Source organism: Comamonas sp. C11 (assembly GCF_024496285.1).
Taxonomy (GTDB): domain Bacteria; phylum Pseudomonadota; class Gammaproteobacteria; order Burkholderiales; family Burkholderiaceae_C; genus Comamonas; species Comamonas testosteroni_F.
This window is the reverse complement of the sequence record NZ_CP101743.1, coordinates 5,497,852-5,515,004: the sequence shown is the minus strand read 5'-3', so window position 1 is coordinate 5,515,004 and position 17,153 is coordinate 5,497,852. Positions and strand designations below refer to the sequence as shown.

Below are 17,153 nucleotides of genomic sequence, written 5' to 3'. Positions count from 1 at the left end.
AAATTTGATAGCTTCTGACGCTTGATCTCAGGGCGTTTCAGATGCTTTTTATAGAAAATTCTTCTCCATGCAGCTTGCGCTGAATCAGCTTCCCTCCCATCTGGCCAAGGGCTTGCGCTCGCTCTATGTGCTGCATGGCGACGAGCCCTTGCAGCAGCAGGAAGCGGCCGACGCGATTCGTGCAGCGGCGCGTGCTCAGGGCTATACCGAGCGCAGCAGCTATACCGTCATGGGCGCTCACTTTGACTGGAGTGGCGTGCTGGCGGCCGGCGGCAGCCTGAGCCTGTTTGCGGATAAGCAGATTCTGGAAATTCGCATTCCTAGCGGCAAACCCGGCAAGGATGGCAGTGCTGCGCTGCAGCAGCTGGCCAGCAGCGCCCAGGGCAACGACAGCACGCTGACCCTGATCAGTCTGCCGCGCCTGGACAAGGCCACCAAGACCGGGGCCTGGTTTGCGGCGCTGGACGGCAATGGCGTCTCCATCCAGGTCGACCCGGTGGAGCGTGGCGCGCTGCCGCACTGGATTGCCCAGCGGCTGGCGCTGCAGAACCAGCGTGTGGCCGCAGGTGAAGAGGGCCAGCGCACGCTGCAGTTCTTTGCCGACCGCGTGGAAGGCAATCTGCTGGCCGCGCACCAGGAAATCCAGAAGCTGGCCCTGCTGCACCCCGAGGGCGAGCTGAGCCTGGCACAGGTGGAGCAGGCGGTGCTCAATGTGGCACGCTATGACGTGTTCAAGCTGTCCGAGGCCGTACTCTCGGGGCAGGTGGCGCGCAGCATGCGCATGCTCGACGGCCTGCAGGCCGAAGGCGAGGCCGAGGTGCTGGTGCATTGGGCGCTGGCCGAGGACATTCGCAACATCAAGCGCGTGAAGGATGCCATGGCGGGCGGCAAGCCTCTGCCCATGGCGCTGCGCGAAAACCGCATCTGGGGCCCCAAGGAGAGGCTGATGGAGCGGCTGCTCCCACGTGTCAGCGATGCACGCGCAGCCGAGCTGCTGCAGGCTGCCCATGCCGTGGACGGCATTGTCAAAGGCCTGCCCAGCGCGGGCTGGCCACGCGACAGCTGGCAGGCCCTGCGTCAGCTGGCCATGCAGCTGGCGACAATAGGGAACCCCCCCTGAGGCGCAACGCGCCATCTCCCCTCTCTTTGCGGGTGGGGGACGACACCTTTGTTGCGGCGCGGCCGGCGCAGGCCCTTCCTCAGTGTCCCTCGCGCTAGAGCTGAGTCGGTTTTTGGCGTTGTGCTCGGCTCAGTGCACCTTCTCCAGTTGTATCTGCGCCTTGTCCGCCCAGGCGCGGAGGTTGTCCAGCAGGTCCTTCTGGCTGAAGGAGCAGCTTTCCTCGGTGAACAGCGCGCTGGATTCGAGCCGGTCCAGCAGATTGAGCAGCACCTCACCATAGCGTGGCGGCAGTGCCTCAAGCAGTGTGGTCGCGGCGCGTGCCTGCTGGCCGAGGGCGCTGGCGCTGATCTGCGAATGGGCAAGCTGCTCGAATCCGCTGCGCAGCTGCTGGAGCTGGCGGGCGCTTTCCTGCAGCGCTGTGGTGTTGTGGCTCATAGGTCTCCTTGCGATTCAGAGGCCGAGTGTAGGTGTCAGCAGGGCCATAAACCCCCTCATGGTCGGGCTTGTCTGCGCAACTTGCTTATCTCGGCGAAAATCACGCTATGAACGCGCTCAATACCGTCGAATACATGCACAACCTCGGTGTACAGGCAAAATCCGCCTCTGCACTGATGGCGCGTGCGTCTGCAGCTACTAAAAACAAAGCACTCAAGGCGCTGGCCCGTCTGCTGCGCGAGAACGTCGAGCCGCTGCAGATCGACAATGCCCGCGATCTGGAGCGTGCCGTGGCCAACGGTCTGTCGGCCCCCATGGTCGACAGACTGCGTCTGACGCCCAAGGTGCTGGAGACCTGTGCAGAAGGTTGCGAGCAACTGGCTGCCATGCCCGATGTGATTGGCGAGATCAGCGGCCTCAAGCAAATGCCCAGCGGTATTCGCGTGGGCCAGATGCGTGTGCCCCTGGGCGTGTTCGGCATGATTTATGAAAGCCGCCCGAATGTGACCATCGAAGCGGCCAGCCTCTCGATCAAGAGCGGCAACGCCTGCATTTTGCGCGGCGGCTCGGAGGCGATTGACTCCAACAAGGCGCTGGCCAGGCTGGTGGCCCAGGCGCTGGCCGAGGCAGGCCTGCCTGAAGACGGCGTCAAGCTGGTGGAGACCACCGACCGTGACGCCGTGGGCCAGCTCATCGCCATGCCCGACTATGTGGACGTCATCATCCCCCGTGGCGGAAAGGGCCTGATCGAGCGTATCAGCCGCGAGGCCAAGGTGCCCGTCATCAAGCATCTGGATGGCAATTGCCACACCTATGTGGATGATCCCTGCGACATCGCCATGGCCGTGAAGGTGGCCGACAACGCCAAGACCAACAAGTACAGCCCCTGCAACGCCAGCGAAAGCCTGCTGGTGGCACGTGCCGTGGCTGCAGACTTCCTGCCCAGAATCGGTGCCGTCTATGCGGCCAAGGGGGTGGAGATGCGTTGCGATGCCGAGGCACTGGCCATTTTGCAGACCGTCAAGGATGCCAAGCTGGCCCAGGCGGTGGAGCAGGACTGGTACGAGGAATATCTGGCTCCCATCATCAGCGTGAAGCTGGTGGACGGCGTGGACGAGGCCATCGCCCACATCAACAAGTACTCCAGCCACCATACGGAGTCGATTCTGACGACCAATCACCTGCACGCACAGAAATTCCTGCGCGAGGTCGATTCGGCCAGCGTCATGGTCAATACCAGCACCCGCTTTGCCGATGGCTTCGAGTTCGGACTGGGCGCCGAGATCGGCATCAGCACCGACAAGTTCCATGCGCGTGGGCCGGTGGGCATCGAGGGCCTGACTTCGCTCAAATACGTGGTCTTGGGCGACGGCGAAGTCCGTTCCTGAAGTTCGTCTGCCGCAGAAGCCGCAGGCGCGGACTTTTTCCGGATATGACTCAATGCCGCAGCTTGGATCCCTTTCCATAACACCATGAAAATCATTATTCTGGGTGCCGGGCGCGTAGGCCAGAGTGTGGCCGAAAGTCTGGTATCCGAGCAAAACGGAATCACCGTCATCGACACGGATGCGCGAGCATTGCGCGAGCTGGAGTCTCGCTTCGACCTGCGCGGCGTGGTCGGCAACGGCATCGATCCCCAGGTGCTGGCTGAAGCGGGCGCCAAGGATACCGACCTGCTGATTGCCTGTGCCTCCATGGACGAAACGAACCTGGTGTGCTGCAAGATTGCCCAGACGGTGTTCGAGATTCCGACCCGCATTGCACGGGTGCGCTCGTCCAGCTTTGCAGTGGACGACCCGGTGCTGGGCAAGGAGGGTTTTGCGGTCGATCGCATCATCTGTCCCGAGGAATCGGTCACCCATTACATCCGCAAGCTCATCGAGTACCCGGAGGCCATGCAGGTGCGTGCCTTTGCGGGCGGTCGGGCCGCTCTGGCCTCGGTACGAGCACGCGCCGGTGCGCCTGCCGTGGGCCTGCAGATTGCCCAGGTGCGTGAGCGCATGCCGGAGCTGGCCATGCGCATCGTGGCCATCTATCGGCGCTTCATGGATGAACCCGACCGGTTTGTGCGCTGCGACGGGGCTACGCGCATAGAACCCGGCGATGAGGTCTTCATGCTGGCTGCGACCGAGCATGTGTCCGAGGCGCTCAAGGTCATCAACCTGCCGGAAGGTCGCCCGAGCCGGCCGGTGTTCCGCATCATGATTGCGGGCGGTGGTCAGGTCAGCCTGCGACTGGCCAGGAAGCTGGCGCAGACGCCCGGGCGCTTTCACGTCAAGATCATCGAGTCCAATGCCCAGCAATGCCTGGGCCTGTCGTCGGTGCTGCCTGCCGAGGTGCTGGTGCTGGAAGGCGATGCCACCGATGAGGCCTTGCTGGAGGAAGAGGGCATCGAAGAGGTGGATCTGTTTCTGGCGCTGACGGACGATGACGAGGACAATATCATGTCCAGCCTGCTGGCCAAGCGCATGGGCGCGCGCCGCGTTCTGTCGCTGATCAATCGCCGTGCCTATGCCGACCTGATGCACGGCACGCAGATCGATATTGCGCTATCGCCTGCGCAAGCCATGCTGGGCGAGTTCCTGGCCTACGTGCGCCGCGGCGATGTGCAAGCCGTGCACAGCCTGCGCCGCGGCGTTGCCGAGGCACTGGAGATCGTGGCGCGCGGCGACCGCAAAAGCTCGCGTGTGGTGGGGCGTAAGGTGGAAGAGCTGCGCCTGCCCGAGGAAGTTCATATCGGTCTCATCGTTCGGGGTATTCCGGAAGGCAAGACCTGCGAGGAAGTGGCAGGCGCGGCACAGGAGGCCGAGGTCATCATTCCGCGCAGCCATACCGTGATTGAATCCGGCGACCATGTGGTGTTCTTCCTGCCCAACAAGCGACTGGTGCGCAACGTGGAAAACCTGTTTCGCGTCAGTGCCACCTTTTTCTAAGCTGAGCTCATGAAAGACCTGCTCCCTGTCCTGCGTGTGCTGGGCATGCTGATGATCATGTTTGCCGGCGCCATGCTGCTGCCCTTTGGCATCTCCTGGTTCACGCAGGACGGCATCTGGCGCATCTATCCATGGTCGATCGGACTGACGGTCGGCGTGGGCCTGCTGCTGTGGGGGGGGCTGCACCGTCACAAGCAGGATCTGCAAGCGCGTCATGGCGTGATTCTGGTGACCTTGGTCTGGGTGGTGCTGCCGCTATGCGCCATGGTGCCGCTGATGATGGGGCTGAACCGGGTGGGCATCTCCATCAGCCTTACCCATGCCTACTTTGAGGCCGTGTCGGGCCTGACGACAACCGGGGCCACGGTGCTCAGCGGTCTGGACCAGCTGCCGGTTTCTATCAACGTCTGGCGCACCTTCCTGCAGTGGATGGGGGGCATGGGGATTCTGATTCTGGCCGTGGCCGTGCTGCCGCTGCTCGGTGTCGGTGGCGCTCAGCTTTTCAGAGCGGAAGCCGCAGGCCCCGTCAAGGACACCAAGCTCACGCCCCGTATTACCGAGACAGCCAAAGGCCTGTGGGGTGTATATGCGCTGTTTTCCATTGGCTGTTTTCTGACCTTCTGGGTCTGTGGCATGCAGCCGCTGGATGCGCTGATGCATATGTTCGCCACGGTGAGTCTGGGTGGGCTGTCGTCGCACGATGCCAGCTTCGCCTATTTCAACTCGCCGCTGCTGGAGGCTGCAGCCTTGCTGTTCATGTTGTTGGCCAGTTGCAACTTTGCGCTGTACTTCGTGGCCATGCGCAAGGGGCGCATCGATAGCTTCATGCGCGACCCCGAAATGCGCGCCACGATGGGCGTGCTGGTGGGATCGGGTCTGCTGGTGGCGCTGCTGCTCTGGATCAAGGGTGTCTATGGCCCGCTCGATGCCTTGCGCAACGGCATGTTCCACACCGTCTCGGTAGCCACGACCACGGGCTTTTCCACCACGGACTATCTGTCCTGGCCGGTGTTCATTCCTGTTTTGCTGTTGCTGCTGTCGGGGGTGGCCACCAGTGCGGGATCGACCGGAGGCGGCATCAAGATGGTGCGCATGCTGATTCTGGTCAAGCAGGCCAGGCGTGAGATGACACGTCTGGTGCACCCGCGAGCCGTGCAGCCGGTGCGGCTGGGCGATGCGGTGGTAGATAACCCGATGATTTTTTCGGTGCTGGCCTACATGCTGGTTTACGGTGCCACCGTCATTGTGCTGAGCATGGTGCTGTTGCTGACCGATCTCGACCCTCTGACCGCGTTCTCTGCCGTGCTGGCCAGCGTGCACTGCACGGGGCCGGGGTTGGGCGCGGTTGGCCCATCATCCAACTACACGGTGTTGACGGATTTCCAGATCTGGGTGTGTACTCTGGGCATGCTGTTGGGGCGGCTCGAGATACTGAGTTTCATGGCTTTGCTGTCACCGGCATTCTGGCGTCGTTGAAACAAAGACTGGGGAAAACACCTATCTCATGCTTCAATCTCTACAATTGCCCCCCACCATCGTCTCCTGAGGGTATTTATGGTTCCACATCTCGTCACGGCTTTGACCGGCCCCATTAACGAACTTGAGCAGCGCATTCTTGACTCCATGCCTGCCATTGAGCGTTGGTTCCGCCTGGAATGGATGGAGCACACGCCGCCGTTCTACTGTTCGGTGGATATTCGTAATGCGGGTTTCAAGCTGGCACCGGTGGATACCAACCTGTTTCCAGGCGGCTGGAACAACCTGACCGATGAAATGCTGCCACTGGCTGTGCAGGCTGCGATGGCTGCTATCGAAAAGATATGTCCCGAGGCGCGCAACCTGCTCATCATCCCCGAGAACCACACGCGCAACACCCACTATCTGGCCAGCGTACTGCAGCTCAAGCGCATCTTCAGCATGGCGGGTCTCAATGTGCGTATCGGCTCCATCAGCCCCGAGATCAAGAAGACGCTGTCCATCACGCTGCCGCTGGGCGACGAGATCAAGCTGGAGCCGGTGATCCGCAGCAAGCGCCGTCTGGGCCTCAAGGATTTCGACCCCTGCACCATTTTGCTCAACAACGACCTCTCCACCGGCGTGCCCGGCATCATCGAGGAGCTGTACGAGCAATACCTGCTGCCGCCGCTGCATGCAGGCTGGAATGTGCGCCGCAAGAGCCGTCACTTCCAGAGTTATGAGGAAGTCGGCAAGCGCTTCGGCAAGCTGCTGGGCATCGATCCCTGGCTGATCAACCCCTTGTTCGGCCATGTGGAGAACATCGACTTTGCCGAAGGCACGGGCATGGAGGCCCTGGCCGAGCAGGTGGACGTGATCCTCTCTAAGGTGCGCCGCAAGTACAAGGAATATGGCATCAAGGAAAAGCCGTTTGCCGTGGTCAAGGCCGACAACGGCACTTATGGCATGGGCGTGATGACCGTGCGCGACGCCAAGGAACTGGCTGCGCTGCCGCGCAAGAGTCGCAACAAGATGGGCGTCATCAAGGATGGCCAGACCGTGCATGACGTCATCGTGCAGGAGGGCGTGCTGACCTATGAGCGCATGCACAACGCCGTGGCCGAGCCCGTGGTCTACATGATGGATCGTTACGTGGTGGGAGGTTTCTACCGCATGCACCCCGAACGCGGTGAGGACGAGAACCTCAATGCCCCCGGTGCGGGCTACGTGCCCCTGGCTTTCCAGCAGAGCAACCACCTGCCTCAGGCCAGCGCACGTCCGGGCGCCAGCGCACCCAACCGCTTCTATATGTATGGCGTGATAGCACGTTTGGCCATGTTGGCAGCCAGCTACGAGTTGGAAGCCACTAATCCCGACGCAGAAATCTACGACTGATTTCGCAGGCGCTGAGGACAGCGCACAATGCCGACAATTCATCACTTGGTGACTGCCTTACGAGTCGCTTCCTGAGCCGTGCAAAATTCGAAATCCTCGCTAGGCGCCCTGACCCTGGGCGCGATCGGTGTCGTCTACGGAGACATCGGAACCAGTGTTTTGTACTCGGTCAAGGAGGTTTTCGGCTCAGGCTATGTGCCGTTCACGCCGGACAACGTCTATGGCGTGCTATCGGTACTGTTCTGGACGCTCACGGTCATCGTCTCCCTCAAATACGTGACCCTGGTGCTGCGCGCCGACAACAACGGCGAAGGCGGACTGGTGGCCATGCTGGCCCTGGCCTCGCAGACGGTCAAGGACAAGCCGCGCCTGTCCGGCACGTTGTTTCTGGTGGGTATGTTCGGCACTTCGCTCTTCTATGGCGATGGCGTTATCACTCCGGCGATTTCCGTGCTCTCGGCGGTCGAGGGCCTGGAAGTCATCTCGCCGCATTTCACCAAGGCCGTTATTCCGTTGACGCTGGTGATTCTGTTTCTGCTGTTCTTTGTGCAAAAGCGCGGAACAGCAGGCATAGGCAAATTCTTTGGCCCTGTCACCGTGACCTGGTTTGCCTGTATTGCCCTGCTCGGCGTGCACCAGATCATGGGGCATCCGGAAATCCTGGCCGCGCTCAGCCCGCATTACGCGGTCCGCTTCATCTGGAACAGCCCGGGCATCAGCTTCATCATTCTGGGCTCGGTCGTGCTTTGTGTGACCGGTGCCGAGGCGCTGTATGCCGATCTGGGGCATTTCGGCAAGAAGCCGATCCGCCTGGCCTGGTTCAGCATTGCCATGCCGGCGCTGACATTGAACTACTTTGGTCAGGGCGCCTTGCTGCTGGCCAATCCCGAGGCCGTCAAGAACCCATTTTTCATGATGGCACCCAGTTGGGCGCTGCTGCCGCTGGTCATCATGGCCACCATGGCCACAGTGATCGCCTCGCAGGCGCTGATCACGGGAGCCTTCAGCGTGACGCGTCAGGTCATTCAGCTGGGCTACTTCCCACGTTTTGAAGTACGCCACACCAGTGTGAAGGAGACTGGTCAGATCTATATGCCACTGGTCAACTGGGGCCTGTTTGTGGCGATTGCGCTGGCTGTTCTGCTGTTTCGCAATAGCGGCAATCTGGCGGCGGCCTACGGTATTGCGGTGACGCTGGACATGCTGATCACCACCATGCTGACCTTCTTTGTCATCCGCTATCGCTGGAACTACTCGCTGGCTTTGTGCCTGCTGGCAACGGGCTTCTTCTTCGTGGTGGATCTGGCTTTCTTCGCCTCGAACCTGCTCAAGCTGTTTGAAGGCGGCTGGTTCCCGCTGCTGATCGGCGGCACGGTCTTTACCCTGATGATGACCTGGCGCCGCGGGCGCGAGCTGCTGCATCAGAAGTTGCAGGCGGATGCGCTGGATCTGCGTCAGTTTCTGGAATCCACCTGGCGCCATCCGCCCACGCGCGTGCCCGGTACGGCGGTTTTCCTCTCGGGGGAGCCCGGCACCGTGCCGCATGCGCTTCTCCATAACCTCAAGCACAACAAAGTGCTGCATGAGCGCAATCTCTTTGTGACCGTACGCAACCACGAAGTGCCCTGGGTCGGGATGGACAAGCGGGTGGAGGCGGAGTCGCTAGGGGGCGATTGCTGGGAAGTCATCATTCACTACGGCTTCAAGAACGAGCCCGATGTGCCTGCTGCGCTAGCGCAGCTGCGTACTCAAGGCTGCAAGCTGGACTCCATGTCCACCAGCTATTTCCTGTCGCGTGATGTGATCATTCCGCGCATGAACAACTCGATGGCGCACTGGCGTGAAAAGCTGTTTGCGCAGATGCACAAGAATGCGAGCCGGGTTGCTGATTTCCTGCACCTGCCGAGCAACTCGGTGGTGGAGTTGGGCTCCAAGATCGAGCTGTAAATACTTTGAGTCAAACATGCCTTGGTGATTTATCAGTAAGCACTGATAGCTATTGATTTAGAAGTGATGATGGGCTTCATCATTCACGCTCACGCGGGGTGCATCTTTTTTGGCGGGGCTGGTGCCAGAATGCACGGATGCGCTTTTTCAAAGACTTGAGTCCTGCCGCCGTGGCCGCAGGCTTTGTGGCCGTGCTTGTGGGCTTTACCAGTTCGGTAGCCCTGGTGTTTCAGGCGGCGCAGGCATTTCATGCCTCGCCTGAGCAAATCACTTCATGGATTTGGGCGCTGGGCCTGGGCATGGGTCTGTGTTCGCTGCTCCCGTCGCTGATTCTGCGCATGCCGGTCATGGTTGCATGGTCCACTCCAGGGGCGGCGGTGCTGGCGACCGCCGGGCTGGCGGGTGGTTTCTCCATGGGGGAGGCGATCGGTGCCTTCATCGTCAGTGCGGCCCTCATCATTCTGGTGGGGGTGACTGGCTGGTTCGAGCGCATCATGAACCGCATCCCCATGGAAATTGCGTCGGCCCTGCTGGCCGGCGTTCTGGCCAAGTTCGGCATGCAGGCCTTTTCTGCGGCCGAGACCAATCTGTCGCTGGTACTGGTCATGCTGCTCGCCTATCTGCTTTCGCGGCGTATGGCTCCGCGCTATGCGGTCATCATCACCCTGCTGGCCGGAACCGCCTGGGCGGCGCTGCGCGGGCAGATGCAGTGGTCGGCCGTGCATGGCGGGCTGGCCATGCCGGTCTATACGGCACCCGAGTTCTCGCTGCAGGCTCTCATCAGTCTGACTTTGCCCCTGTTTGTCGTGACCATGGCTTCCCAGAATCTGCCAGGCGTGGCGGTGATTCGTGCCACGGGCTATCCGATACCGGTGTCCAAGGTCATCAGCATGACGGGCGTGGCGACCTTGCTGCTGGCGCCTTTTGGTGGCTATGCCCTCAACCTCAGTGCAATTACGGCGGCGATCTGCATGGGAGATGAGGCGCATGAAGATAGAAACAAGCGCTACACCGCTGCTGCCGTGTGCGGACTGCTATATATATTGATAGCTATCTTTGGTGCAGTCGTCACGGGTCTGCTGACGGCCTTCCCCAAGGAGCTGGTGGCCTGTATCGCCGGACTGGCCTTGCTGGGCTCCATAGGGGGTGGCATGGCTACGGCCTTCAAGGAAGAAAAGCACAGAGAGGCCGCGCTCATCACCTTTCTTGTCACGCTCAGCGGCGTTGTCATCGCAGGGGTGGGCTCCGCCTTCTGGGGGGTGGTTGCGGGCAGCCTTGCCCTCCTTGTCCAGAGCCTGCGAGCCCGCAAGGCCTGAGTATCAGCCGTCATATTGTGGTGTTATGTCCGGCTCGGCATGATGCCTGTATCAACCGCTAGAGTTCTTCACCATGCAAATACTGTTTGTCGCCGATCCGCTGGAATCCTTTGCCATCTACAAGGATTCCACCTTTGCCATGATGCGTGAGGCTCAGCGCCGAGGTCACCAGATCGTGGCCTGCGAGCCCCGCCATATCTCCTGGCAAAGCGGCGGCAAGGTCATGGCGCAGGTGCGCCATATCAGCCTGACCGGGGAGCAAGACCGCTGGTTCGAGGAGACACGAAGCGCTTTGACGGCACTGGCAGACTTTGATGCCATCGTCATGCGCAAGGATCCGCCCTTCGATTCCGAGTTCTTCTACGCCACGCACATGCTCGGTCAGGCCGAGCGTGAGGGCGCCAAGGTCTTCAACAAACCCAGCGCACTGCGCGAGCATCCCGAAAAGCTCGCCATCATGGAGTTTGCGCAGTTCATCTCGCCCACCCTGGTCACGCGCAGCGCCCAGGACATCCGTGCTTTTCATGCAGAGCACAAGGACATCATTCTCAAGCCGCTGGACGGCATGGGCGGCATGGGCATCTTTCGGGTCGGCGAAGACGGCCGCAATCTCGGCAGCATCATCGAAACCCTGAACCAGGGCGGCTCCACCAGTGTCATGGTGCAGAAATTCCTGCCCGACATCGCTCATGGCGACAAGCGGGTGCTCATCATCGGCGGCAAGCCCGTGCCGTTCTGCCTTGCCCGCATTCCGCAGGGCAATGAGGTGCGCGGCAATCTGGCGGCCGGCGGCAAGGGTGTTGCCCAGCCTTTGGCGGAGCAGGACAAGGCCATTGCCGAGTTCATTGGAGAGCGTCTGGTGCAGCGTGGCCTGCTATTGATTGGCCTGGATGTCATCGGTCACAACGTCACCGAAATCAATGTGACCAGCCCCACCTGCTTCCAGGAGATCTTTGATCAGACCGGCTGCGATGTGGCGGCGCTGTTTGTTGATGCACTGGAGCAGGCCTCTAGCACCTGAGAAGCGACAAAGAACCCCGGCAGGCTTTGCCTGCCGGGGTTCTTTGTCTGGATGTCCGTGCGGATGTTGTCTGGCCTGCCAAAATCTGTGTACAATGCAAGGCTTCACTGAGCAAAATGCAAATTTTTTGCTGGTCGACCTGAAAGAAATAAGGCGGCAAATTTGTGATAGAATTCAAAGCTTCGCTGATCGCAGCAAGCAACGAGATTCAAGATCGGTTCTTCTGATTTTGCACTCGGTTCCTTAAAAAAATACAGCCGATAAGCGTGGGCGTTTGAGGGCAAGCAGCCAGTTCTTCGGAACAAACTCTTCGGAGTTATCAAACGCTCACAAAAACAGTAATGAGGAAGAATTTATTCTTCTTGATTCCGTCAAGTGAGTGAGCAGTCGAAAGACTTTAAATTCAAGATCGAACTATAGAGTTTGATCCTGGCTCAGATTGAACGCTGGCGGCATGCTTTACACATGCAAGTCGAACGGTAACAGGTCTTCGGATGCTGACGAGTGGCGAACGGGTGAGTAATACATCGGAACGTGCCTAGTAGTGGGGGATAACTACTCGAAAGAGTAGCTAATACCGCATGAGATCTACGGATGAAAGCAGGGGACCTTCGGGCCTTGTGCTACTAGAGCGGCTGATGGCAGATTAGGTAGTTGGTGGGGTAAAGGCTTACCAAGCCTGCGATCTGTAGCTGGTCTGAGAGGACGACCAGCCACACTGGGACTGAGACACGGCCCAGACTCCTACGGGAGGCAGCAGTGGGGAATTTTGGACAATGGGCGAAAGCCTGATCCAGCAATGCCGCGTGCAGGATGAAGGCCCTCGGGTTGTAAACTGCTTTTGTACGGAACGAAAAGCCTGGGGCTAATATCCCCGGGTCATGACGGTACCGTAAGAATAAGCACCGGCTAACTACGTGCCAGCAGCCGCGGTAATACGTAGGGTGCAAGCGTTAATCGGAATTACTGGGCGTAAAGCGTGCGCAGGCGGTTTTGTAAGACAGTGGTGAAATCCCCGGGCTCAACCTGGGAACTGCCATTGTGACTGCAAGGCTAGAGTGCGGCAGAGGGGGATGGAATTCCGCGTGTAGCAGTGAAATGCGTAGATATGCGGAGGAACACCGATGGCGAAGGCAATCCCCTGGGCCTGCACTGACGCTCATGCACGAAAGCGTGGGGAGCAAACAGGATTAGATACCCTGGTAGTCCACGCCCTAAACGATGTCAACTGGTTGTTGGGTCTTAACTGACTCAGTAACGAAGCTAACGCGTGAAGTTGACCGCCTGGGGAGTACGGCCGCAAGGTTGAAACTCAAAGGAATTGACGGGGACCCGCACAAGCGGTGGATGATGTGGTTTAATTCGATGCAACGCGAAAAACCTTACCCACCTTTGACATGGCAGGAACTTACCAGAGATGGTTTGGTGCTCGAAAGAGAACCTGCACACAGGTGCTGCATGGCTGTCGTCAGCTCGTGTCGTGAGATGTTGGGTTAAGTCCCGCAACGAGCGCAACCCTTGCCATTAGTTGCTACATTCAGTTGAGCACTCTAATGGGACTGCCGGTGACAAACCGGAGGAAGGTGGGGATGACGTCAAGTCCTCATGGCCCTTATAGGTGGGGCTACACACGTCATACAATGGCTGGTACAAAGGGTTGCCAACCCGCGAGGGGGAGCTAATCCCATAAAGCCAGTCGTAGTCCGGATCGCAGTCTGCAACTCGACTGCGTGAAGTCGGAATCGCTAGTAATCGTGGATCAGAATGTCACGGTGAATACGTTCCCGGGTCTTGTACACACCGCCCGTCACACCATGGGAGCGGGTCTCGCCAGAAGTAGGTAGCCTAACCGCAAGGAGGGCGCTTACCACGGCGGGGTTCGTGACTGGGGTGAAGTCGTAACAAGGTAGCCGTATCGGAAGGTGCGGCTGGATCACCTCCTTTCTGGAAAAATGCTGCTTCAAATTGAACGTCCACACTTATCGGTTGTTGGAACAAGCCAGGTGGCCTGCTGAGTGACGGCGGGCTGCATGGAATGGGTCTGTAGCTCAGCTGGTTAGAGCACTGTGTTGATAACGCAGGGGTCGTTGGTTCGAGCCCAACTAGACCCACCAAGATTCCAATATCTGGTCAGAGGATCCCGGGGGATTAGCTCAGCTGGGAGAGCACCTGCTTTGCAAGCAGGGGGTCGTCGGTTCGATCCCGTCATCCTCCACCAAAAATGATAGCGCCCAAAGGTGCTATAATCGTTGGCTCAGCAGATGTGAAGCGCAAGCGAAGCAAAAGCAGAGTGAAAGCGAAAAAACCAAATTCAATATAAAAGCAGTCTGCATCAGACTGCTTTTATATTGATCTTTGATCAATAGGCTGTTCTTTAAAAATTCATAGAGTCGAAATCAGCGTTGCTGGTGGAAAGAGTTGAAAAATACTCACCGTGCCGCCAGCAACATTTTGATTGCGTCAAAACAGATATTTTGCGAATGCAAATGTATCTAGTAATGACGAATATTCTCTAAGCTGCATCGAAAGATGCAGCCAAAGATATTCACATTACGGCATAACGCGTGAGGTGCAAGACCTCACCAGTCTTTGAAACCAGGCTTTGATTCTCGACGAGAGAGTCCAAAGTTATAGGGTCAAGTGACTAAGAGCATATGGTGGATGCCTTGGCGATGATAGGCGACGAAAGACGTGATAGCCTGCGATAAGCTTCGGGGAGCTGGCAAATAAGCTTTGATCCGGAGATTTCTGAATGGGGGAACCCACCTCGCAAGAGGTATCGTGCACTGAATACATAGGTGCACGAAGCGAACCTGGAGAACTGAAACATCTAAGTACCCAGAGGAAAAGACATCAACCGAGATTCCGATAGTAGTGGCGAGCGAATTCGGAAGAGCCTTGCAGTGATAGTCGATCAGTTAACAAAACGGCATGGAAAGGCCGACCATAGTGGGTGATAGTCCCGTATGTGAAAACCGATCGGTGGTACTAGGCTGCAGACAAGTAGGGCGGGGCACGAGAAACCCTGTCTGAATATGGGGGGACCATCCTCCAAGGCTAAATACTCATCATCGACCGATAGTGAACCAGTACCGTGAGGGAAAGGCGAAAAGAACCCCGGGAGGGGAGTGAAATAGATCCTGAAACCGTATGCTTACAAAAAGTCGGAGCCCTTAGGGGTGACGGCGTACCTTTTGTATAATGGGTCAGCGACTTACATTCAGTGGCAAGCTTAACCGAATAGGGGAGGCGAAGAGAAATCGAGTCCGAATAGGGCGACTAGTCGCTGGGTGTAGACCCGAAACCAAGTGATCTATCCATGGCCAGGATGAAGGTGCCGTAACAGGTACTGGAGGTCCGAACCCACTAATGTTGCAAAATTAGGGGATGAGCTGTGGATAGGGGTGAAAGGCTAAACAAACTTGGAAATAGCTGGTTCTCTCCGAAAACTATTTAGGTAGTGCCTCAAGTATTACCGTCGGGGGTAGAGCACTGTTTAGGCTAGGGGGTCATGGCGACTTACCAAACCTATGCAAACTCCGAATACCGACGAGTACAGCTTGGGAGACAGAGCACCGGGTGCTAACGTCCGGACTCAAGAGGGAAACAACCCAGACCGCCAGCTAAGGTCCCTAAAATTGGCTAAGTGGGAAACGAAGTGGGAAGGCTAAAACAGTCAGGATGTTGGCTTAGAAGCAGCCATCATTTAAAGAAAGCGTAATAGCTCACTGATCGAGTCGTCCTGCGCGGAAGATGTAACGGGGCTAAGCCAGTTACCGAAGCTGCGGATTTGCAATTTATTGCAAGTGGTAGGAGAGCGTTCTGTAAGCCTGTGAAGGTGTCTGGTAACGGATGCTGGAGGTATCAGAAGTGCGAATGCTGACATGAGTAGCGTTAAAGGGGGTGAAAAGCCCCCTCGCCGTAAGCGCAAGGTTTCCTACGCAACGTTCATCGGCGTAGGGTGAGTCGGCCCCTAAGGCGAGGCAGAGATGCGTAGCTGATGGGAAACAGGTCAATATTCCTGTACCGATCAATAGTGCGATGTGGGGACGGAGAAGGTTAGCTCAGCCAACTGTTGGATATGTTGGTTCAAGCCTGTAGTCGTGCCTGGTAGGCAAATCCGCCAGGCTTAGATGAGGGGTGATAACGAGTCTGCTTGCAGACGAAGTGAGTGATACCCTGCTTCCAGGAAAAGCCACTAAGCTTCAGCTATTGACGACCGTACCGCAAACCGACACTGGTGCGCGAGATGAGTATTCTAAGGCGCTTGAGAGAACTCAGGAGAAGGAACTCGGCAAATTGACACCGTAACTTCGGGAGAAGGTGTACCCCAAGTAAGTGAAGTTGTACAAACGGAGCTCAAAGGGGTTGCAAAAAATTGGTGGCTGCGACTGTTTAATAAAAACACAGCACTCTGCAAACACGAAAGTGGACGTATAGGGTGTGACGCCTGCCCGGTGCTGGAAGATTAAATGATGGGGTGCAAGCTCTTGATTGAAGTCCCAGTAAACGGCGGCCGTAACTATAACGGTCCTAAGGTAGCGAAATTCCTTGTCGGGTAAGTTCCGACCTGCACGAATGGCGTAACGATGGCCACACTGTCTCCTCCTGAGACTCAGCGAAGTTGAAATGTTTGTGATGATGCAATCTCCCCGCGGAAAGACGGAAAGACCCCATGAACCTTTACTGTAGCTTTGTATTGGACTTTGAACGGATCTGTGTAGGATAGGTGGGAGGCTTTGAAGTGCGGTCGCTAGATCGCATGGAGCCAACGTTGAAATACCACCCTGGTGCGTTTGAGGTTCTAACCTGGATCCATTATCTGGATCGGGGACAGTGCATGGTAGGCAGTTTGACTGGGGCGGTCTCCTCCCAAAGCGTAACGGAGGAGTTCGAAGGTACGCTAGTTACGGTCGGACATCGTGACGATAGTGCAATGGCATAAGCGTGCTTAACTGCGAGACTGACAAGTCGAGCAGATGCGAAAGCAGGACATAGTGATCCGGTGGTTCTGTATGGAAGGGCCATCGCTCAACGGATAAAAGGTACTCTGGGGATAACAGGCTGATACCGCCCAAGAGTTCATATCGACGGCGGTGTTTGGCACCTCGATGTCGGCTCATCTCATCCTGGGGCTGTAGTCGGTCCCAAGGGTATGGCTGTTCGCCATTTAAAGAGGTACGTGAGCTGGGTTTAAAACGTCGTGAGACAGTTTGGTCCCTATCTTCCGTGGGCGCTGCAGATTTGAGGAAGCCTGCTCCTAGTACGAGAGGACCGGAGTGGACACACCTCTGGTGTACCTGTTGTCACGCCAGTGGCATCGCAGGGTAGCTAAGTGTGGAAGAGATAACCGCTGAAAGCATCTAAGCGGGAAACTCGTTTCAAGATGAGATCTGCCGGGGCCTTGAGCCCCCTGAAGGGTCGTTGTAGACCACGACGTTGATAGGCTGGGTGTGGAAGCGCAGCAATGCGTTAAGCTAACCAGTACTAATTGCCCGTGCGGCTTGACCCTATAACTTTGGGTAAGCCTG

Annotated in this window: 9 protein-coding genes, 2 tRNA genes and 2 rRNA genes; 12 read left to right on the top strand and 1 reads right to left on the bottom strand. The window is 57.9% G+C overall.

The window, feature by feature from the left end:
• Positions 1 to 67 precede the first annotated feature (67 nt).
• Complete coding sequence (gene holA / locus NOX35_RS25465; RefSeq protein WP_256495152.1) at positions 68 to 1,120, top strand: DNA polymerase III subunit delta; 1,053 nt, start codon at positions 68 to 70, stop codon at positions 1,118 to 1,120.
• A 129-nt stretch (positions 1,121 to 1,249) separates the two neighbouring features.
• Here the strand turns inward: holA and NOX35_RS25460 are convergent, their stop codons facing one another.
• Positions 1,250 to 1,555: a hypothetical protein gene (locus NOX35_RS25460; protein WP_256495151.1), complete on the bottom strand. Its 306-nt coding sequence runs from the start codon at positions 1,553 to 1,555 to the stop codon at positions 1,250 to 1,252.
• Between the two features lie 107 nt (positions 1,556 to 1,662).
• Between NOX35_RS25460 and NOX35_RS25455 the strand changes: the two genes are divergently transcribed.
• The 11 genes from NOX35_RS25455 to NOX35_RS25405 all read left to right on the top strand — a co-directional run bounded on the left by NOX35_RS25455 (position 1,663) and on the right by NOX35_RS25405 (position 17,134).
• Positions 1,663 to 2,943, top strand: a complete 1,281-nt coding sequence (locus NOX35_RS25455) for a glutamate-5-semialdehyde dehydrogenase (RefSeq protein ID WP_256495150.1) — start codon at positions 1,663 to 1,665, stop codon at positions 2,941 to 2,943.
• Positions 2,944 to 3,027: 84 nt separating this feature from the next.
• Positions 3,028 to 4,488: a Trk system potassium transporter TrkA gene (gene trkA, locus NOX35_RS25450; RefSeq protein WP_256495148.1), complete on the top strand. Its 1,461-nt coding sequence runs from the start codon at positions 3,028 to 3,030 to the stop codon at positions 4,486 to 4,488.
• A 9-nt stretch (positions 4,489 to 4,497) separates the two neighbouring features.
• Entirely contained in the window at positions 4,498 to 5,964 is a 1,467-nt protein-coding gene (locus NOX35_RS25445) for a TrkH family potassium uptake protein (protein WP_182284942.1), read from the top strand.
• Between the two features lie 78 nt (positions 5,965 to 6,042).
• Complete coding sequence (gene gshA, locus NOX35_RS25440) at positions 6,043 to 7,338, top strand: glutamate--cysteine ligase (protein WP_004340452.1); 1,296 nt, start codon at positions 6,043 to 6,045, stop codon at positions 7,336 to 7,338.
• Positions 7,339 to 7,416: 78 nt separating this feature from the next.
• Positions 7,417 to 9,285 (top strand): potassium transporter Kup, encoded by a 1,869-nt coding sequence (locus NOX35_RS25435; protein WP_182284941.1) that lies wholly within the window; start codon positions 7,417 to 7,419, stop codon positions 9,283 to 9,285.
• 137 nt (positions 9,286 to 9,422) lie between these two features.
• Positions 9,423 to 10,601: a benzoate/H(+) symporter BenE family transporter gene (locus NOX35_RS25430; RefSeq protein ID WP_182284940.1), complete on the top strand. Its 1,179-nt coding sequence runs from the start codon at positions 9,423 to 9,425 to the stop codon at positions 10,599 to 10,601.
• 73 nt (positions 10,602 to 10,674) lie between these two features.
• Positions 10,675 to 11,622 (top strand): glutathione synthase, encoded by a 948-nt coding sequence (gene gshB, locus NOX35_RS25425; RefSeq protein WP_182284939.1) that lies wholly within the window; start codon positions 10,675 to 10,677, stop codon positions 11,620 to 11,622.
• A gap of 411 nt (positions 11,623 to 12,033) precedes the next feature.
• A 16S ribosomal RNA gene (locus tag NOX35_RS25420) occupies positions 12,034 to 13,566 on the top strand.
• Between the two features lie 93 nt (positions 13,567 to 13,659).
• Positions 13,660 to 13,736 (top strand) — tRNA-Ile (locus NOX35_RS25415).
• Between the two features lie 28 nt (positions 13,737 to 13,764).
• Positions 13,765 to 13,840: transfer RNA gene (locus tag NOX35_RS25410), tRNA-Ala, on the top strand.
• Positions 13,841 to 14,256: 416 nt separating this feature from the next.
• Positions 14,257 to 17,134, top strand: a 23S ribosomal RNA gene (locus tag NOX35_RS25405).
• The 16S and 23S rRNA genes sit together here with 2 tRNA genes alongside, the layout of an rRNA operon.
• Positions 17,135 to 17,153: the final 19 nt, after the last annotated feature.